This is a genomic window from Desulfurivibrio dismutans, assembly GCF_029210385.1.
In the GTDB taxonomy this organism is placed as follows: Bacteria; Desulfobacterota; Desulfobulbia; order Desulfobulbales; family Desulfurivibrionaceae; genus Desulfurivibrio; species Desulfurivibrio dismutans.
In genome coordinates this window covers 67448-87539 of the sequence record NZ_JARGDQ010000006.1, presented here as the reverse complement: position 1 = coordinate 87539, position 20092 = coordinate 67448, and the positions used below count along the sequence as shown (strand labels likewise).

At 59.6% G+C, this 20092-nt stretch carries 12 protein-coding genes, 1 pseudogene and 2 CRISPR repeat arrays; of the genes and pseudogenes, 8 read left to right on the top strand and 5 right to left on the bottom strand.

The window, feature by feature from the left end:
* Window positions 1-60 precede the first annotated feature (60 nt).
* Window positions 61-936, bottom strand: coding sequence for an agmatinase (gene speB / locus P0N66_RS08420; protein WP_275804279.1), 876 nt, complete (start codon window positions 934-936; stop codon window positions 61-63).
* 147 nt (window positions 937-1083) lie between these two features.
* On the opposite strand from speB, the gene P0N66_RS08415 reads away from it, so the two are divergent.
* The 5 genes from P0N66_RS08415 to P0N66_RS08395 all read left to right on the top strand — a co-directional run bounded on the left by P0N66_RS08415 (window position 1084) and on the right by P0N66_RS08395 (window position 6262).
* Entirely contained in the window at window positions 1084-1995 is a 912-nt protein-coding gene (locus tag P0N66_RS08415) for a DUF362 domain-containing protein (protein WP_275804277.1), read from the top strand.
* 72 nt (window positions 1996-2067) lie between these two features.
* The gene (locus P0N66_RS08410) at window positions 2068-3750 is read left to right on the top strand and encodes a 4Fe-4S binding protein (RefSeq protein WP_275804275.1); all 1683 of its coding nucleotides are present in this window, start codon (window positions 2068-2070) and stop codon (window positions 3748-3750) included.
* A gap of 148 nt (window positions 3751-3898) precedes the next feature.
* Window positions 3899-4036, top strand: a complete 138-nt coding sequence (locus P0N66_RS08405; RefSeq protein ID WP_275804273.1) for an SGNH/GDSL hydrolase family protein — start codon at window positions 3899-3901, stop codon at window positions 4034-4036.
* Between the two features lie 10 nt (window positions 4037-4046).
* Entirely contained in the window at window positions 4047-4550 is a 504-nt protein-coding gene (locus tag P0N66_RS08400; RefSeq protein ID WP_431190032.1) for a 3'-5' exonuclease, read from the top strand.
* Window positions 4551-4741: 191 nt separating this feature from the next.
* Window positions 4742-6262, top strand: coding sequence for a Fic family protein (locus P0N66_RS08395; RefSeq protein ID WP_275804269.1), 1521 nt, complete (start codon window positions 4742-4744; stop codon window positions 6260-6262).
* A 290-nt stretch (window positions 6263-6552) separates the two neighbouring features.
* On the opposite strand, the gene P0N66_RS08390 is transcribed toward P0N66_RS08395, so the two are convergent.
* The gene (locus tag P0N66_RS08390) at window positions 6553-7551 is read right to left on the bottom strand and encodes a methyltransferase (RefSeq protein ID WP_275804267.1); all 999 of its coding nucleotides are present in this window, start codon (window positions 7549-7551) and stop codon (window positions 6553-6555) included.
* 349 nt (window positions 7552-7900) lie between these two features.
* Between P0N66_RS08390 and P0N66_RS08385 the strand changes: the two are divergent.
* From P0N66_RS08385 to istB, 3 genes and pseudogenes are all read left to right on the top strand, one after another.
* Window positions 7901-8748 (top strand): annotated as a pseudogene (locus tag P0N66_RS08385) (IS3 family transposase); the annotation flags it as partial.
* A gap of 136 nt (window positions 8749-8884) precedes the next feature.
* Window positions 8885-10408 carry an IS21 family transposase gene (gene istA, locus P0N66_RS08380; protein WP_275804265.1) on the top strand — a complete coding sequence of 508 codons (1524 nt, stop codon included), beginning with the start codon at window positions 8885-8887 and terminating at the stop codon, window positions 10406-10408.
* Window positions 10395-11135 carry an IS21-like element helper ATPase IstB gene (istB, locus tag P0N66_RS08375; RefSeq protein ID WP_275804263.1) on the top strand — a complete coding sequence of 247 codons (741 nt, stop codon included), beginning with the start codon at window positions 10395-10397 and terminating at the stop codon, window positions 11133-11135. The genes istA and istB overlap by 14 nt, the downstream gene beginning before the upstream one ends.
* Before the next feature lie 69 nt (window positions 11136-11204).
* Window positions 11205-15503: a CRISPR direct-repeat array (repeat unit 29 nt; unit sequence CGGTTCATCCCCGCGGGTGCGGGGAACAT).
* A 91-nt stretch (window positions 15504-15594) separates the two neighbouring features.
* A CRISPR array of direct repeats spans window positions 15595-17820; the repeat unit is 29 nt; unit sequence CGGTTCATCCCCGCGGGTGCGGGGAACAT.
* Window positions 17821-17913: 93 nt separating this feature from the next.
* Here istB and cas2e read toward each other — a convergent pair.
* The 3 genes from cas2e to P0N66_RS08360 are packed head-to-tail and all read right to left on the bottom strand — an operon-like array spanning window position 17914 to window position 20091.
* Complete coding sequence (gene cas2e, locus P0N66_RS08370; RefSeq protein ID WP_275804515.1) at window positions 17914-18201, bottom strand: type I-E CRISPR-associated endoribonuclease Cas2e; 288 nt, start codon at window positions 18199-18201, stop codon at window positions 17914-17916.
* Window positions 18182-19105: a type I-E CRISPR-associated endonuclease Cas1e gene (cas1e, locus tag P0N66_RS08365; RefSeq protein ID WP_275804261.1), complete on the bottom strand. Its 924-nt coding sequence runs from the start codon at window positions 19103-19105 to the stop codon at window positions 18182-18184. The genes cas2e and cas1e overlap by 20 nt, the downstream gene beginning before the upstream one ends.
* Window positions 19102-20091, bottom strand: coding sequence for a virulence RhuM family protein/type II toxin-antitoxin system death-on-curing family toxin (locus P0N66_RS08360; RefSeq protein ID WP_275804259.1), 990 nt, complete (start codon window positions 20089-20091; stop codon window positions 19102-19104). Before P0N66_RS08360 ends, cas1e begins: the two co-directional genes overlap by 4 nt.
* Window position 20092 lies beyond the last annotated feature (1 nt).

Genomic DNA, 20092 nt, shown 5'->3' with positions numbered 1-20092 from the left:
TTGATGAATCCGCAAAAAGTCCGTCCATGGGCGGAAAGATGACTTCTTGCGAATTCATCTTTATTGTCTGGTTACATAGCCCAGGGTTCGGTAAATCAGCTTGGCGGCGGTGAAGGCGGCATGCTCCAGATCCGGCCGGGGGGCCAGTTCCACCACATCCATCCCCACCAGCCCGGGTTTGAGAGCGGCCAACAGGCGGCTCAGGGCGGTTACCTGGCGCCAGGTAAGACCGTCTGGTTCCGGGGTGCCGGTGGCCGGCATGATGGCCGGGTCCAGGCCGTCCAAATCGATGGTGAGATAGACCGGCCCCTTTATTTCTCGCCGCAACTGCTCCAGCCAGTCCGGCTGGTCGTGAATCCTGGCCATGGTATAGGGCTGCCAGCCCCGCTCCTGCACCAGTTGCCATTCTTCGGCGCAAAATGAACGGATTCCCACCTGACTGAATGATACCCCCAGGTCAGCCACCCGCCGCATGACGCTGGCATGGCTTAAAGGAGTGCCGCTGTAGGAATCACGCAGGTCCAGGTGAGCGTCAACCTGGACCACGTGCAGATCGGGATATTTTTCCCGCATGGCAGCCACCGCCGGGCCGCTTACGGTGTGCTCGCCACCCAGCAGCACCGGGAACATCCCGGCGGCCAGCTCCCGGGCCACCGCCTCTTTGATCTGCCCGCAGGCGCCGGCCAGATCATACTCACCCAAAGGCAAAGGCGGCCGGGTAACGATTCCGGCCTGCACGGTTTCCTGCAGCAACTCGTCGTCGAAGACCTCCAGGGCCGTAGAGGCCGCCAGGATCGCCGCCGGGCCGTCTTCCGTTCCCCCGCCCCAACTGACGGTCCGGGCCAGGGGGGCGGAAATAATCGCAAAGCGGGGCGAGACCACCCCGACATCGGCTTCATCTTCGAGAAAACGGGGATAAGCAGTAGTTGAATGCATGGGCTTTACATAAACCATTTTCGCTCCGGGAACAAGTCTTACCAGGCAAACCAGCGATCACGGCTTGCCAAAAAGACGTGTTATAAGCTAGGCTGGGCAAAGTGCTAACTGTTGCCCCATAACTCATGGCCACAAAGAGGCTACTCCATGGATCGACGCAAGTTTCTGGCAAAATCAACGGTGGCCGGCGGCGCCCTGCTGGTGCCCCCGGCTTTTGACACCTGGTGGCAGCAAAGCCGGGCCGCCGAGTCACCGGACCTGGTAATGACCAAAGGCGGGGCTCCCGGCTCGGCTGCCAAGGAGGCGGTGGCCGCCTTAGGCGGTATGGCGCGCTTTGTCAGCCGAGGCGATATCGTGGTGATCAAACCCAACATCGCTTTCGACCGCCGCCCCGAACAGGCCGCCACCACCAATCCCGAAGTGGTAAAAGCGGTGGCCGAAATGTGCCTGGAGGCCGGCGCCCGGCTGGTAAAAGTGTTCGATCGGCCGGTGAACGACGCCCGCCGCTGTTATGTGCAAAGCGGCATCGCGGCGGCCCTGGAACCAATGGAAGGGGTAGAGTTGAAATACGTCGATGAACGTCGCTTTCGCGACATGCGTATCGGCGGCCAGGTGCTGACCACCTGGCCCATCTATACCGAGGCGGTGGAGGCCGACGTGCTGATCAACATCCCCATTGCCAAGCACCACGGTCTGGCCCGGCTGACCATGACCATTAAAAACTGGATGGGTATCATGGGCGGCAACCGCAGCCGCATCCATCAGCGCCTGGACCAGGCCCTGGCGGAGATGGCGGCCTTTGTCCAGCCCGCCCTGAGCATTCTGGACGCCCACCGCATCTTGGTGGCCAATGGCCCCCAAGGCGGCAGCCTGGATGATGTGCGACATCCAGAAGTGATCATCGCCGGCACCGACGAGGTGGCCATTGATTCCCTGGGCGCCACCCTGTTCGACATGACCGGCAGTGATCTGGGCTATGTCCGCGAGGCGGTCAAACTGGGGGTGGGCGAAGCCGACCTCAACAAGTTAAAAGTGCAGGAAATTGCCCTGGCCGCCTAGCTCCGCCCGCCACAATGCCGACAAACTACCTGTTGCCAATCATGGACAACCGTTAAACGGACATCTTAACCGATGAAACTCGACCATATCTTCTCCTGGCGCCGCCTGCGCATTACCTCGCAATGGCTGTTTCTGCTTTTTTTTATTTTTCTCTTCTTGCAGACCGAAGGCAAAGGGGCCGATGAGCTGGGCTGGCCGGTCCGGCTTTTTCTCGACTTCAATCCTCTGATCCTGCTGACCACCCTGCTCAGCGCCCACAGTGTGCCGGTGGCTTTTTTGCTGTCTTTGATCATGGTCGCCATCACCCTACTGCTGGGGCGGGTGTTTTGCGGCTGGATCTGCCCGTTCGGCACCCTGCACAACCTGGTCAGCCAGACCGCCGGTCGGGCCCGGGCCATGGTGCGACATCCGGCCTGGTTCAAATTTAAATATTATATCCTGGTGGTCATGCTGGGGCTGGCGTTGGTGGGCTCCCAGCAGGCCGGCCTGCTGGACCCCATCTCTCTGCTGATCCGCTCACTGTCCGTCAGCATCTATCCGGCCTTCAGCCTGGCCGCCAGCGCCCTGTTCGACGCCCTGTACCATGCCGATCTCACCGGTATTACCGCCATCTCCGAACGCTTTTACAGCCTGCTGCGGGACACGGTGCTCCCCTTTCAGCAGGGATTTTTCCGCCAGTCGGTGTTGATCGGCCTGCTCTTTATCGGGCTGCTGGCGCTGAACCTTTATGAGCGCCGCTTCTGGTGCCGTTACCTTTGCCCCCTGGGCGCCCTGCTGGGACTGCTGGCCCGCTGGTCACTGCTGCGTCGGGAGGTGGCTGAAGGCTGCACCAACTGCGGCGTCTGCGGCCGCAATTGCCCGGGCGGAGCCGAGCCGCGCAGCCTGCAAACGATTGCGGCGGGTTTAAAAAACACCCCCAGGGGGACCATCAACGATACCGCCAACTCCCTCCCGGCTGCCGACCACCTTTCCGACTGGCACCGCCCCGAGTGCCATGCCTGCTTCAACTGCGACGACCTCTGCCCGCACCATCTGATCAAGTTCAAGCTGGGCCGGCCGACTTGGGGCTGGGGTAAAAAAGTGACGGCAACCGCTCCCGCCCCGGCCCTGGATTTGGGCCGGAGGCGACTGGTGGGGGCGGCGGTGGCCGGCATGGCGATTGTACCGCTGATGCGGGTGGGTAACCTGCCCGAGGCCCGAGCCAACCCCAAGCTGATCCGGCCGCCGGGGGCGGTGCCCGAAAAGGAATTTCTTTCCCGCTGCGTAAAATGCGGCGAGTGCATGAAGGTGTGTCTTACCGGCGGCCTGCAGCCCACCCTGCTGGAAGCCGGTGTGGAGGGTCTGTGGTCGCCACTGCTGGTGCCCCGCATGGGGTATTGTGAATACCACTGCACCTTATGCGGCCAGGTCTGCCCCACGGGGGCTATCAAACGCCTGAGCGTGGAAGAAAAGAGCGAGGTCAAGATCGGCCTGGCCATGTTCGATCGCAACCGCTGCCTGCCATGGGCCTACGGCATCCCCTGCATCGTCTGCGAAGAGGTCTGCCCCACCCCGAAAAAGGCCATCTGGTTTGAAGAGGTGGAGATGCTCAACCGTGACGGCGAAGTGGTCCGCGTAAAGCGCCCCCATGTCGATCTGGAGATCTGCATCGGCTGCGGCATCTGCGAAACCCTGTGCCCGGTGACCGACAAACCGGCGGTCTATGTCACCAGCATCGGGGAATCCCGCTCCCGGGAAAATCAGTTGTTACTGTAAACAATTTCTCAAGCGCCCGGATATATAAAGACCTTCACTGCCTGCAGGATCTGACTTACGAACAGCCCCCCTGTTCACCGCCGTCGCCGCCGTGAAGGAACTGTAAACCCGAACATTTGCCGAGGGAATGGAGCAGGAGGTGCCAGTCATGCAGGAACTTGTTTTCGCCGGCGATTCGCTGATCGAATATTACGACTGGGCGGCCCGTTTTCCCCAACATCGGGTGCATAACCAGGGCTGGTCCGGGGCGGTGGCGGAGCTGGTAGCTGAAGCGGGCGACCGCTGAGTTGGCGATGATGATCACTTTTGCCGCCATCGATTTCGAGACCGCCAATTACCATCGTAGCAGCGCTTGCGCCCTGGGGGTGGTGATCGTGGCCAACGGGAAAATCGTGCGGCGATTTTATGAACTGATCAGACCGCCGTCAACCCGGTTCACCTTCACTCATATCCATGGCCTGAGCTGGCATGATGTACGCCAGGCGCCGGTTTTCGGGCAGGTCTGGCCCGGCATCGCCGAGGAGTTGACCACGGTGGATTTTCTGGCCGCCCACAACGCCTCTTTCGACCGGGGAGTTCTAGGGGCCTGCTGTACCGAACATGAATTACAGCTGCCGGCTCCTCCTTTTGTCTGCACCATGCAACTGGCCCGCAACCAGTGGAACATGCGCCCGACCAAGCTGTCCGATGTCTGCCGTAATCTGCAGATTCCGCTCAACCACCATCATGCCGCCTCCGACGCCGAGGCCTGCGCCCGAATCGTGATGTCCGCCCTTGACCAGGGGTGGCGGCCCTGGTGATGCGTTCTTCTGAGCGCCGCCACCCCGCCGTTGATCCACCGCGCTACCTTCGGTGCCGGTCATGGCCAGTTCCAGCGGTGGAAAATCTATCTTATTCCGCCTCCTCGCACCATCACGTAACTAATTTTCTTGACTTGCGGGCAATTATAACTATTTTTCTTCATCAATAACCGTTTTTCCTGGAGGACACCATGGCTGAAGACAACCGGGATAAACCGGCCTACAGACTTGCAGGGTATGCGGAGCTTATCGACCGGTACGGCCTGGAGGTCATTCCTAACTGGCGCCGCTCCCTGGTCGCCACCGGCGGCACCCACCGCATCGACTCGACCGGGGAGATGATCGAAGAGGTTTTTCCGGCCAGGTACTGGCCGGGCGAAACCGTGGGCAACCACCTTGAATTCGCGCTGAAGTATGACGGCACTAATCTCGCCATCCTCGCCAGCCTTTTCCAGCAGGCGGATGCCGGAGAGATCAGCGACCATGTCCGGTCCAAACCGACCGGCAAGTATGCCCGGCGCCTGTGGTTCCTCTACGAGCTTCTGACCGGCAGAAAGCTGCCGCTTGCCGATCTGAAGCGGGGTAACTACATTAAGCTGCTCGAGCCGGATCAATACTACGCGGTCACCCCGGGGAGGCAGGTCCGGCGGCAACGGATCATTGACAATCTGCCGGGCGACGGTCGCTTCTGCCCACTGATCCGCCGAACCGACACTCTCCGCGACTATGAGGCAGCCGACCTGCCCGGCCGCTGCCGGCAAGTGGTGGCCGACTATCCTCCGGAGCTGCTGAAGAGGGCCCTGGGGTACTTCTATTCAAAGGAGACCAAGTCCTCTTTCGAGATTGAGCACGTAACGCCCAGCTCGACCAGGACCGAGCGCTTCATCGCCCTCCTGCAAATGGCCGAACAGGAAGATTTTTGTACCAAACAACGATTAATTGAGCTACAGAATCGCATTGTCGACCCTCGCTTCCGCGACCCCGATTACCGGACCAGCCAAAACTATGTCGGCGAGACGGTGGCCTGGCAGGGAGAAAAAATCCACTTCGTGGGCCCGAAGCCGCAGGACCTTGCCGAGCTGATGGACGGTCTGCTCGCGGCCCACAACAGGATGGAGGCCGGAAACGTCTCCGCCGTGATCCATGCCGCCGCCATTGCCTACGGCTTCGTTTTTCTGCATCCCTTCGAGGACGGCAACGGTCGAATCCACCGCTTCCTGATCCACAACATCCTAGCCCGCCGGGGATTTACGCCCGAAGGGGTCATGTTTCCCGTTTCCGCCATCATGCTGAAAAATCCCGCCGATTATGACGCCTCCCTGGAGGCATTCTCCCGGCAGCTTATGTCCTTGGTGGAATACTCCATCGACGAAGAAGGGTGCATGACCGTCCATAACGACACGGCGAGCCTGTACCGTTACCTCGACCTGACGCCCCAGGCCGAGGCACTCTTTCGCTTCATCGGCCAGACCATCGACACGGAGCTGGCCGGGGAGCTGGCGTTCCTGGCAAGCTACGACACAGCCAAGAAGGCCATCCAGGAAATCGTGGACATGCCCGATCGCCAGATCGACCTTTTCATCCGCCTCTGCCTGCAACACAATGGCCGGCTTTCCGCCCGCAAGCGCACCGGCAGCTTCGCTTTCCTTGCGGATGAAGAAATCAACCGACTGGAAGAGGCGGTGCAATTTGCTTACGGCCTGACGGCCTAGGGCGAGTGAGGCCGGGGCTGCTCTTTATTTGCGCTACTACCCAAGAAAATCTGTAACTCCTCAGCTAGTTAATTTAAGGGCACCTCGCCGGGGATTGCCGGCGACGTATTCCAGCATGCGAGTCACGTTGAACTCGAAGACCCCGTTGGGGCACAACTCGTCATCGTCTTGAGCCGGGCATGCCACAAAGTTTTTGTCTGCCTTCAACATAATTGGACAAGCTGCCCCCCTTTTTCGCTGGCGGACGATAGTTTCTCGCTGAATCCCGCCTCATTGACCCCAACACCCCTCTATTCGGGTAACGTCCCCATGAGAACCCCCGATTGATTGGGGCCGGTGAAATCCAGCCGGCTGACCTTGGTCACACCACAATCATTGAGGGTTTGCCGGACCTCGTCCTCGCCGTAGGAACGACCTTCGTTGCCGATCAGCATGTTGAGGGAAAACAGGGCCGCAAACAGCGGTGCGGCATGGGTCTGGTCCAAAAAGAAATCGTGGATCATAATAAGCCCACCCGGCTTCAGGGCGGCCACCGTGCGGGTGATCAGGTGGCGGCACTCCTCCGGTGAGCAGGAGTGAATTATGTGAGAGAGCCAGGCGGCATCATGGTCCACAGGTAACGGATCAACCAGGAAATCACCACCAACAAAGCTAACCCGGTCGGCAACCCCGGCCTCTTCGGCGGTCCTGCGGGCAAAGGGTTCCGTGGTGTGGCGATCAAGCACCGTGGCCCGCAAGCCGGGATTGGCCAGGCAAAAATGCACTGCGTGGACTCCGGGGCCACCACCAAGGTCAAGCAGCTGTTTTCTGACCGTCAAATCGATTTGGGCCGCCAACCGGTGAGCAATGCTCATGCTCAGGTTATGCATCCCCATGATAAAGCTTTCCCGCTCCCGCTCCTCGCCATGGGAACGTGTGGTCACCGCCCGGCCGGTGACCACCGCCTGGTCCAACTGGCTCCAGCCGTCGACCAAGTGATGGTGGTGCATAACCATGTGGCCGACATATTTTGACGATTTACGGTCCAACAAGACCCGGGCTTCTTCGGTGGCCAGGAATCCCTTGTCGTTTTTATCCAGCAATTCCATGGCGGTCAGGGCGTTGAGGAGCATTTCTACCCCCCGCAGCGAAGCATTGAGCCGATCTGCCACCTCGGTCGCCGGAAGGCGCTTATCTGCCAGCTGGGTAAAAACATCCAGCTTCACCCCGCAGTGAAGGGCGCACGGCTGCCAGTAGCCTCCGGCCAGACTTAGAATCTTCTGGGGACTGATAGCGGTTGATTCACTCATAGCTGGATCCTGGTCAAATCTGGTGTATGGGATAACTGAGGGAAATGGCGTATCATCCAGGTTGATTGATCACCACGACGATCACAACCAACACAGGAGGATACGCCATGATCAAATCTATCCCAGATGCTCTTTAACAGCAAGCAAATGGCGGCAGTGGCAAAGCCTTCGGCAACGTGTTTCAATGCCCCCCGCGAGGGGGGCGACCCTCGCCGCCCACCACCACCGCCAGCAACAAAACCTTTGTTTCAATCCACGCCCCCCGCGTGGGGGGCGACTGAGGTAGGCTGAAAATGATGGACACGAAAACTCTGATCATTCATTCATAAACCAGAGTGGAGGTGTCATCATGGGAAAAATTCCGCACGGCCGATACACAAAGGAGTTCCGGGAAGAGGCCGCCCGGTTGGTGTTGGAGGACGGACTGTCTGCCGGAGAAGCGGCCCAGCGGCTCTCATTACCGAAAAGCACTCTTGAGACCTGGGTGCGAGCGGCCAAGGCGGGCAAACTCGGCAACATCGGCAAGAATCGCCGCCCCCTGACTGAGGTGGAAGTTGAATTGGCCAAGACCAAAAGGGAACTGGCCATGGTCCGGATGGAGCGAGACATCTTAAAAAAAGCAGCCGCGTATTTTGCCAAGGAGTCGCTGCCCGGTACGCGCTGATGGAAGCTATGCGACCCACCTATCCCTTGCCGGCACTGGGCCGGGCTTTGGCAGTATCCTTGAGTGGTTACCATGCCTGGCGCACCCGGCCCCCGTCGCGTCGGCAACGGGAGGACGCCAGGTTGGCAGCAGAGATCAAGGCGGCCCACCGCCGGACCAGAGAGAGCTACAGCGCGGAGCGTTTGCAAGAGGACCTGGCGGATCATGGGGTGCGGGTCGGGGTTTGCCGGATCAAGAGATTGCGCCGCGAACTCGGCATCCGCTGCCGCCAGAAGAGAAAATTTAAAGCCACCACCAATTCCAACCACTCCCTGCCGGTGGCCAAGAACTTGCTGTCCCAGAACTTTGCGGCCGATGCTCCCAATCAGGTTTGGCTGACGGACATCACCTATATTCCCACCAATGAGGGGTGGCTTTACCTGGCCGGCCATAAGGATATCTGCACCGGCGAAATTGTCGGCTACGCCATGAGCAACCGGATGACCAAGAACCTGGTCAGCGAGTCGCTGTTTAAAGCTGTGACCGTCAAACGGCTGTTAATGGCCAAGTATAATGACCCACTACTGGCCAACAATTTTGACCCACCCCGAGGAGTGGCCAAGCGGCCATAAAGCGATTAGTGTCCCCAACTATTTACGGATAGGAGGGGATCTGTTGAAGGAGTGGGTTATGATTCATAAAATCAAAGCGTTACACGATAACGGAGGTGGCTTATCGGTCCGTGCTATTACCTCGGAGCTGGGTATTTCTCGTAACACGGTCCGCAAGTATCTGCGCCTTGATGAGGCGGACATCAGCCAGGCCCAGTATGACCGGTCACGCCATAAGCGTTTGGACGTGCACCGGAGTTATATCGTTTATCTTCTGGAGACCTATCCCCGCCTCAGTGCGGTGAAAGTGGCCCGTAAACTGCGGGAGAAGGTAAGCGGGGTGGCGGTGTCCGATCGGAGTATCCGCCGCTATGTTTTGGCCTTGAAAGAGACCGGGGTCGTGGCTCAAAAGCGCTACTATGAACCGATTGTCGATCATGTGCCGGGGATTCAATGCCAAGTTGACCCGGGGGAGTTGCGGGGGTTGATGATCGGTGGCGAGCCACAGACCCTGTACTTTGTGGTGTTCGTCTTATCGTTTTCCCGGCTGATGTACGTCGGTATTTCCTTTGAGCCCATTGATACCGGTCGGTTTATCCAGCTTCACGATGAGGCGTTCCGTTACTTTGGCGGCGTTGCCGAGGAATGTGTTTACGACCAAACCAAGCTGGTGGTAATCGAAGAGCTTTATCGTGAATTGACGCTTAATCAGCGTTTTGCAGAATATGCGGCCACAGTGGGTATGCGGGTCCACGCTTGCGAAGGCTATGATCCCGAGAGCAAAGGTAAGGTCGAGGCCGGAGTCAAATATGTCAAGCATAACTGCCTGTATGGCGAGGCGTTCAGCGATCGGCAGGACCTGCGCCGTTACGTCCGGCAGTGGCTGGACGAGTTGGCCAACCAGCGAACCCATGGTACCACCGGGCGGGTTCCCCGGCAGCATTTTGAGGCCGAGGAGCAGGCGCATTTGCGCCCCTATCTGACTCCTGCCTGTTTAGCGGTATCGGCCAGTGAGCGTAGCAAAGTTGACAAGACCGGGCTGATCTCCTGGCGGGCCAATCGCTACTCGGTGCCCATGGCCTACCAAGGTGGCCAGGTCGGGGTGCAAGTCGAGGATGAACAACTGCAGGTCATCGACCTTGGCCGCGGCAAAAAGATCGCCACCCACGCTGTCTGCCCCGAAAAGGGCCGGATCATCAAAAACACCCATCATTACCGTGATCACAGCCAGCGGCTCCAGGAGCTTGAAGGAGCGATCCGGGCATTACTGGGTCAGCCGGCAGGCGAGCGATTGTGCCAGGTTTTGAAGAGCACTTCGCCCCGGATTTACAAAGATCAACTGGTGGCCGCCGTTCAACTGCTCAAGGCGGAAGAGACCATTGACCTGGCCTTGGTGGACCGACTGGCCCAGCGGCCCACGTTGACCGCCACGGCCCTGAAACGCTACCTGGAGTCCTCCCGCCGCTCAAAAGAACGGGGGCGTGACCGCATCACGGCAACGGATCTTCCGGATACCGAAATCCAGTTGGGCCAGTACGCGTCGTTAACGGCCCGCCATGGTGACCACCCCCTCGGGCAGGAGGTGAACCATGGATGCCACTGAACGAACGGCCACCAAATACCGCAACTTACGGCTCAACGCGACGGCCAATCAGTTGCCGGAACTGTTGGCCCGAGCCGACGCCAACGAGCTTTCCTATCTGCACCTGGTGGAACTGATGGCCGACTACGAACTGGAGCAGCGCACCGGTAAACGGATCGCTCTGAATCGCCGTAAAGCCGGTTTCCCCGCGGAAAAACTCCTGGAGGGTTTCGACTACCGGCATCAGACCACGATCAACAAGCGCCAGGTCAATGCCCTGCTGGATTTTGACTTTGTTGATCAGCGCAGTAATGTGATCTTTATTGGCCCGCCGGGCGTCGGCAAAACCCATTTGGCCATTGGGATTGGCCAAAAAGCCGTTAACGCCGGTTACAAGGTCCTGTTCCGCGGCGCCCTGGATCTGGTTGAGGAATTGGAACTGGCGGAAATGAAAGGTGAACTGAAAAAAAAGATCAGTCAGTTGGTTAAATTTGACCTCATGGTCATCGACGAGCTGGTCTACCTGCCGATGAGCCGGCAATCACGTTACAATTTGTTCCAGCTGATCAACAGCTTCTACGAATACCGATCATTGATCATCACAACCAACAAAGACTTCACCCACTGGGGCGAATTCTTCCACAACGACAATGTGGCAGTGCCGATCATCGATCGCATTATCCATCATTCGCGTATATTTATGCTAGGAGGAGAGAGTTATCGGCTAAAACAGAAAACGGACGAATAGCGGAGGTGGGGTGGGTCAAAATTGTTGGCCAAAGGTGGGTCAAAACAAATGGCCATTGACACCCGTTTCCGGTTCATCCCCGCGGGTGCGGGGAACATCTGTTTACTGATTTTTCCGGCATAACTCCACGCGGTTCATCCCCGCGGGTGCGGGGAACATTTTACCGCCCATTGATACCGATGAGTGACTAGCGGTTCATCCCCGCGGGTGCGGGGAACATCCAAAAAACCGTTGTCACAACCAGAACAATCACGGTTCATCCCCGCGGGTGCGGGGAACATACCTGGAGGGTCAGGTATTTGCCGCTCTGGTTCGGTTCATCCCCGCGGGTGCGGGGAACATATACGCGCTCGGATGACTAATCGGCTCACCCGCGGTTCATCCCCGCGGGTGCGGGGAACATGTCTCCTTGAGGCCCAGCAGGGCCAATATCTCCGGTTCATCCCCGCGGGTGCGGGGAACATCCGGTCAATGTGCCAACGCCGCCCCGGACAAACGGTTCATCCCCGCGGGTGCGGGGAACATAAGTGCGACCCCGGCAAAGTTATTCAGGAGTGCGGTTCATCCCCGCGGGTGCGGGGAACATAGGGTCAAAAATTCCCCGGGTATATCCTGGCCCGGTTCATCCCCGCGGGTGCGGGGAACATACAAGGCATGGGGACGCTCAATCGACCGACCTCGGTTCATCCCCGCGGGTGCGGGGAACATCACGAACAACTGTTGTGGGCCCATGACCAGAACGGTTCATCCCCGCGGGTGCGGGGAACATCAAGTCGGGGATGACGCGGACACCATCGGCAGCGGTTCATCCCCGCGGGTGCGGGGAACATAAGCTGATCACCAAGTTCGGCAAGCCGATCACCGGTTCATCCCCGCGGGTGCGGGGAACATGTCACAAGCACCCCGGACGACAACGCCGGGGCCGGTTCATCCCCGCGGGTGCGGGGAACATCCGCTGCTGCTCCGGCATCATGGCCGCTGCTCCGGTTCATCCCCGCGGGTGCGGGGAACATGGCAACTGGCGACGGGTTGCTCTTGGCCGTGCCGGTTCATCCCCGCGGGTGCGGGGAACATGAGCATGACCAGGATTTTCAGCGCTACTGTGGCGGTTCATCCCCGCGGGTGCGGGGAACATAGCCGGGCCGACTACATCGCTCACGCCGCGACCGGTTCATCCCCGCGGGTGCGGGGAACATACTGTTCCCACAAAATACCCGTAGGTGGCTTTCGGTTCATCCCCGCGGGTGCGGGGAACATTCCCAGGCCCGGATGGTGTACCAGAAACCGTACGGTTCATCCCCGCGGGTGCGGGGAACATGCCGGACAGCGTCAGGTCGCTAAGCGGCCCTTCGGTTCATCCCCGCGGGTGCGGGGAACATCCCTCGAAGGTGATCCACACCGGGATCGAACGCGGTTCATCCCCGCGGGTGCGGGGAACATACTGGCCCAGGCGCGAAACAGTGTCCGGCGGGCGGTTCATCCCCGCGGGTGCGGGGAACATCAGTGGAAACCCTTGCCCGTGCGGCCGCCTGACGGTTCATCCCCGCGGGTGCGGGGAACATTCTATATGGTCGGCCACTGTTGCCGGCTCCACCGGTTCATCCCCGCGGGTGCGGGGAACATAAGCTCTTAAAGACCTGAAAGCCAATGTCGCTCGGTTCATCCCCGCGGGTGCGGGGAACATCTGTTGTAGAGCACCAGTTGGCGATCAGCCACCGGTTCATCCCCGCGGGTGCGGGGAACATACTACTTGCGTGTAGTCGATCATGATATCCTCCGGTTCATCCCCGCGGGTGCGGGGAACATCGCTGGCTTGAGCGCTTCGCCGGTAAATCTTCCGGTTCATCCCCGCGGGTGCGGGGAACATGGAGTATCATCACTCAGGGGCATGGAAACGGGCGGTTCATCCCCGCGGGTGCGGGGAACATGAGCGGCAGTAACTGGTTAACTATTTCAATCGCGGTTCATCCCCGCGGGTGCGGGGAACATGTCGGCGACCAGGTTCTCTGCCTCTTCCTGCCCGGTTCATCCCCGCGGGTGCGGGGAACATCAGTGGTGGCGAGTATTTCAGCCTCTCCTCGCCGGTTCATCCCCGCGGGTGCGGGGAACATGCTCACGGCCAGCTCGGTGCGGCGGGCTATCTCGGTTCATCCCCGCGGGTGCGGGGAACATTCGCTAATCGCCCTAACCTTTCTCGTGATGAGCGGTTCATCCCCGCGGGTGCGGGGAACATGATTTTCGTTGACCCGGCGACGATGTTATCCACGGTTCATCCCCGCGGGTGCGGGGAACATATCGTGCCGCCACCCTCCAAGGCCCGGTAGTCCGGTTCATCCCCGCGGGTGCGGGGAACATAACGCCACTGCCCCGTCGATGCGGAACCGGCTCGGTTCATCCCCGCGGGTGCGGGGAACATTCCCCGTTGGCCGTCCAGATTCGCGCCGTGGCCGGTTCATCCCCGCGGGTGCGGGGAACATGCTGCGCAGCGTGCCCCTGGCAAGCTCTTTGGCGGTTCATCCCCGCGGGTGCGGGGAACATCGGTATATTTGTTGTTGGAAAGCCTAAGCGGCCGGTTCATCCCCGCGGGTGCGGGGAACATATGGACTACGCTACCAAAAGTATCCTGACTGACGGTTCATCCCCGCGGGTGCGGGGAACATGTTGAAGAGTTCCTGAAAGATATGAACGCCTACGGTTCATCCCCGCGGGTGCGGGGAACATGTCCTCAACCTCTCCCCACATGTTATGGGGCACGGTTCATCCCCGCGGGTGCGGGGAACATCAACCAGCCGCGCCAGTACCGAATTAAGCGGGCGGTTCATCCCCGCGGGTGCGGGGAACATTGACTGGGATGGGCAAATACATCTGTGGGTCACGGTTCATCCCCGCGGGTGCGGGGAACATTTGACGTCGGTCGAGTACCGCTTAACCCCGTCCGGTTCATCCCCGCGGGTGCGGGGAACATATCACCAACGATCACATGAATATTCAGTTTATCGGTTCATCCCCGCGGGTGCGGGGAACATTCGTCGTAAACGCTGGGCTGCTCCTGCTCCATCGGTTCATCCCCGCGGGTGCGGGGAACATGGGGAGTTCCGGCCCGTAACCTTGCCACTCAGCGGTTCATCCCCGCGGGTGCGGGGAACATGTCGGGGCTCCACACCGCGTCCAGGGCGTATGCGGTTCATCCCCGCGGGTGCGGGGAACATTCAGCCGGGTGGGCGGTTGTCTGGAGCGTCGGCGGTTCATCCCCGCGGGTGCGGGGAACATGAATCAATGGGGAGAAAGTGCTGGTTTGGGAACGGTTCATCCCCGCGGGTGCGGGGAACATACAAAGCGCATGTTGGTTTCGGCGCGAGTCAACGGTTCATCCCCGCGGGTGCGGGGAACATGTGTCCGAGTACCTGACCAGCAGACTATATGCCGGTTCATCCCCGCGGGTGCGGGGAACATGTCATTGCGCCCCTGCTCAGCGGCTACGGCTGCGGTTCATCCCCGCGGGTGCGGGGAACATTTCCACCCCGATCTTGTGCCGGGTCAGGTGGCCGGTTCATCCCCGCGGGTGCGGGGAACATCACGAAGGGGCAAGCCACGGATTCACCCCGACCGGTTCATCCCCGCGGGTGCGGGGAACATTACAGTGCCGCCATATAAATCAATATCCAGACCGGTTCATCCCCGCGGGTGCGGGGAACATTCAACCGGGTATTTCTCCGTGTTGGCGGCGATCGGTTCATCCCCGCGGGTGCGGGGAACATGACCATGCCTGCTGTCCATTCTAGATTCACATCGGTTCATCCCCGCGGGTGCGGGGAACATGGTGGCCGTGCAAGTGCCGCAAGTGTTGGTATCGGTTCATCCCCGCGGGTGCGGGGAACATCGGTCCATCGTCAGGGCCAGCCCGGCAATGGGCGGTTCATCCCCGCGGGTGCGGGGAACATGATGTTTTTCCCTGTCTCGTATTTCGGTTGCTCGGTTCATCCCCGCGGGTGCGGGGAACATTTGACCGTTGGGGCGGTGGCGGCGATGTTGCGCGGTTCATCCCCGCGGGTGCGGGGAACATTACTAATGCTCAAAATCGACGGCATAAAAGAGCGGTTCATCCCCGCGGGTGCGGGGAACATACCCGCAGTCCCCGGGAAGCAGCAAGGTAGCGCGGTTCATCCCCGCGGGTGCGGGGAACATCTGTTCCGGGTGTTGCTGGTAATTTCAAAACGCGGTTCATCCCCGCGGGTGCGGGGAACATGCCCGCCGCCAGCGTGTGGTCTTGCTCAAGCTCGGTTCATCCCCGCGGGTGCGGGGAACATGAAACGACCGGATTTTTCCGCCGCAACCGTGCCGGTTCATCCCCGCGGGTGCGGGGAACATGGTGTTGGCAGGGGTGGTGCTGCCCGATCCAACGGTTCATCCCGCGGGTGCGGGGAACATTTCCACCCCGATCTTGTGCCGGGTCAGGTGGCCGGTTCATCCCCGCGGGTGGGGGGAACATAACAAACGCACACGACAACCCCCGCTGCAACGCGGTTCATCCCCGCGGGTGCGGGGAACATCCGTGTTCTGATGTCTATTTTTTCGATCTACGCGGTTCATCCCCGCGGGTGCGGGGAACATGAATCTCCACCCCGACAGCGGCAAGGGCTGGTCGGTTCATCCCCGCGGGTGCGGGGAACATTTGACGAGGTGAGAAAGAACGCAGACTATTGGCGGTTCATCCCCGCGGGTGCGGGGAACATCTGATCACCGGGGCCGACGTGGTGCAAGTGGGCGGTTCATCCCCGCGGGTGCGGGGAACATGCCCCGCACTTCTGGCAGGTGTATTTCTGATCCGGTTCATCCCCGCGGGTGCGGGGAACATGCCCCGCAATCCCAATACCAAATTATAACGCTCGGTTCATCCCCGCGGGTGCGGGGAACATTCGCCAGTTCTTTTCCTTCCAGATGTCCGCGTCGGTTCATCCCCGCGGGTGCGGGGAACATACCATAACCACGGAGAATTACGGGGCCAACCTCGGTTCATCCCCGCGGGTGCGGGGAACATTAATCATCCCCATGAGCAGCACTGGTGGTAGTCGGTTCATCCCCGCGGGTGCGGGGAACATACCAGTTTTAAGGATGCGAGACAGGCGCTCAGCGGTTCATCCCCGCGGGTGCGGGGAACATAATCCCCACGTCCGGAAGACGGTCAAAACCTGCGGTTCATCCCCGCGGGTGCGGGGAACATGGCGATACCAACCGCAATGCCTATATCCGCACCGGTTCATCCCCGCGGGTGCGGGGAACATTGGGATGGTAAACGCTGGTGCAACCGGGTCGGCGGTTCATCCCCGCGGGTGCGGGGAACATGCATAATCTCAGCCCCCCGTGGATTGCCGTGTCGGTTCATCCCCGCGGGTGCGGGGAACATTCGCCAGTTCTTTTCCTTCCAGATGTCCGCGCCGGTTCATCCCCGCGGGTGCGGGGAACATCGGATTATCCCCGATATGCGTAAGGCTTCCGTCGGTTCATCCCCGCGGGTGCGGGGAACATGAGTGCCACCAGGGCCGGGACGTGCTGGCCAGCGGTTCATCCCCGCGGGTGCGGGGAACATCATTTCTTGAGGCAAGGGGTTTAATGTGACCTCGGTTCATCCCCGCGGGTGCGGGGAACATGCATCCCGGTAGCTTTTTCCTTCCTCCTGGACCGGTTCATCCCCGCGGGTGCGGGGAACATTTCGTGTGCCTGTGCTTTGTCATCCAGCAGGGCGGTTCATCCCCGCGGGTGCGGGGAACATTCTTTGCCCCCAATGGGCGCGCTATCTTCCACCGGTTCATCCCCGCGGGTGCGGGGAACATTTTTCTTGCTCCGGCGTCGGGTAAAAACGGTACGGTTCATCCCCGCGGGTGCGGGGAACATTCGTTGATTTCAATGGCGCCTACATCATCAATCGGTTCATCCCCGCGGGTGCGGGGAACATTCCATGTGGTCGATGAATTTTTCAATATTGGTCGGTTCATCCCCGCGGGTGCGGGGAACATGCTCCACCAGCAGCGGCAGCGGCGGCCATGACCGGTTCATCCCCGCGGGTGCGGGGAACATATAAAACAAATGGTGTTTTTTAATTCTCGCATCGGTTCATCCCCGCGGGTGCGGGGAACATCTCCACCAGCGCCACCAGATCAGCGCAAAACTCGGTTCATCCCCGCGGGTGCGGGGAACATGTGATCGCGGAGCCGTACCCTTGAGCGTCGTTCGGTTCATCCCCGCGGGTGCGGGGAACATTGATCAAAGCTCAAAACGGCCCCGCATACGAACGGTTCATCCCCGCGGGTGCGGGGAACATTGCTCCATCACCGATACCGCCTCCCGCAGCTCCGGTTCATCCCCGCGGGTGCGGGGAACATCTCCTGGTTTTTGGTTTTACTACATATTGGGGCGGTTCATCCCCGCGGGTGCGGGGAACATGCTGGCGCCTTGGGTTTCTCGGTTCGCAGGTACGGTTCATCCCCGCGGGTGCGGGGAACATCTTACCGCTTCCTGCTAATCAGGATGCTCAACCGGTTCATCCCCGCGGGTGCGGGGAACATCAATCTGAGCATCACCGCCAAACTCCGGGACGCGGTTCATCCCCGCGGGTGCGGGGAACATGCTGATGTCTTTCCGCAGCATCGGGACGGATTCGGTTCATCCCCGCGGGTGCGGGGAACATACTTCTTCCAACTCTTTGCAATTCCATTCAATTTTCAAAGAGCAAAAAGCTACCAAAAGATTCTCTAAATTTCCGACTCATTACGGTTTGGCTCTACACGTTATATTCCGGCGTGAATGATACAAATTTCAAGCCATCCATCTCTACAGGGATTCGGCGGTTGGCGCCGATGGTTAGAAAATCAAAACCGGACTCCGTGTTGGTCTTCCAAACCATAACCACATTTCCTGCACCAACACCTTCCTGCACATTATGCCAGATCATTTCACGAACCCGGCGGGAAACCTTGCCTACATAGACCCCGGCCCGTATTTCCAGAAGCCACAAAGCCAGCCGCCCCCTTAGCCTGGGAGGTACATTTTCAGCCACGATGACCAGCATCACCAATTTGCTCCTTGTTTGGAATGGCAACCGTCACCGCCTCCTCATGGGGGCTTGGTGGTTGGAGCTCTCCGGCTGCAAGAATCCGCTCAATGGTCGGGATAATGCGCTTCAAAAGGCCACTCTGGCGAAAGGCGTCCCGACAGGCAAGTCGCACGTCTCTTTCCGGATTAACTGGGTTCCGGGCGGCAATGCGGAAAGCTACCGGCACCACGGTTTCAAACTTGAATATATCCCCGACATCATAGACAAAAGACTGCGGTTTGCCGGTGTGGATAAAGCCGATTGCCGGGGCGTAGCCGGCTGCCAAGATTGCCGCCTCGCAGATACCATACATGCAGGCGGTGGCTGAACTCAGACACCGGTTCGGGACATCGCCACTGCCCCAACTGGTATGGTCGTAATTACGCCTCACCCAAGGCACTTTATATTGTCGGGCCAAAAGCTCATACATTTTACGGACCCGTGCGCCCTCAATCCCCCGCAGTTGCTGGACACTACGCCGTTCCGGAGGTTTTTCGCCAAAGCGCAGCTCATACATTTTGCGGACCACTTTGAGCCGGGCCGTGTCGTCCAAGGCCAGTTTTGCCTGGTACAGCAAGCGATCAGCCCGAGCGCCACCTGGCTGGCCCGAGGCATACAAGCGAACACCAGCCTCACCAATCCAGACCAAAAGGCAACCAACCCTGGCGGCCAGCGTCACTGCTGCGTGGGAAACCCGCGCCCCCGGCTCCAGCATCAGACAAGCCACCGCCCCCACCGGAATGTGGGTACGAACACCGGTTTTATCCACCACCACAAAGGCACCATCAAGGACATCCAGGTTGCCCTTTTCCACATAGACCACAGAAATCCGGTCTTTAACGGGAATAGGCTTCAGCGGCGGCAGCAGAGTCTCACTCATGGGTCCTGTCTCTCCGCAAGCAGGTTCAGCATCAACCGGATCATCAATTCCTTGGCCCCTGAATCACTGGCCGCAGTCAAAAGAGCCAGGGCCACCAGCGCCCGGTTGTCGAATCGCCCCCCGTTCTCCAGACCATTTTGTTGTAAATATAGCACAAAGAGAAAAGAACCGATCCGCTTGTTGCCATCGCTGAAGGGGTGATCTTTGATAACAAAATAGAGGAGATGGGCCGCCTTTTCCTCTATACTCGGATAAAGTTCCTGGCCACCGAAGGATTGCTGCACCGCCCCGATGATGCCGGACAACCCATGGCCACGTTCCTGTCCAAAAAGGTCGGTGGCCTCACCCCTTTCCATCAGATGCTTTTTAAGAGCATCGATAGCCTGACGGATTTCTTCGATTCGGAGCCCCGCCCCGGCTTGTTGCCGCGCTTCCGGCATCGGCAAGCAATCCTCGTCGTATTGAAGAAGAAGCTGCCAGGTACGGGCATAGCGATTGACCACGTTCAACACCGCTCTGCCTTCCTCGTTGATCAGATCATGGCTCTCCAAAGTGTTGGCCAGCAGCGACATGGCCTGCTTTAGTTCGGCAACTCCTTTCTCTGCCAGCCGCCGTTGGTTAAGGGTATAGCCCTGCACCAGATGATCCTTCAGCACCCCGGTGGCCCAAATGCGGAATTGGGTGCCACGCATGGAGTTGACCCGGTAGCCCACGGAGATAATGGCGTCGAGGCTGAAATACTCAACCTGATACGTCTTGCCATCGGCGGCAGTTGTTGCATTTTTTGCAACAACTGCCGCCCTGGCCAACTCCTTATCCCGAAAAACATTATTTAAATGGCGAGAAATTACGGACTTGTCACGACCAAAAAGCTCTGCCATCTGGTTCAGGGTCAGCCAAACCGACTCGTCCTTTAGGTACACATCAAGGGCGCTACTGCCGTCCTCGGACTGATAGAGGATGATTTCGCCAAGATCGGGTTTCATG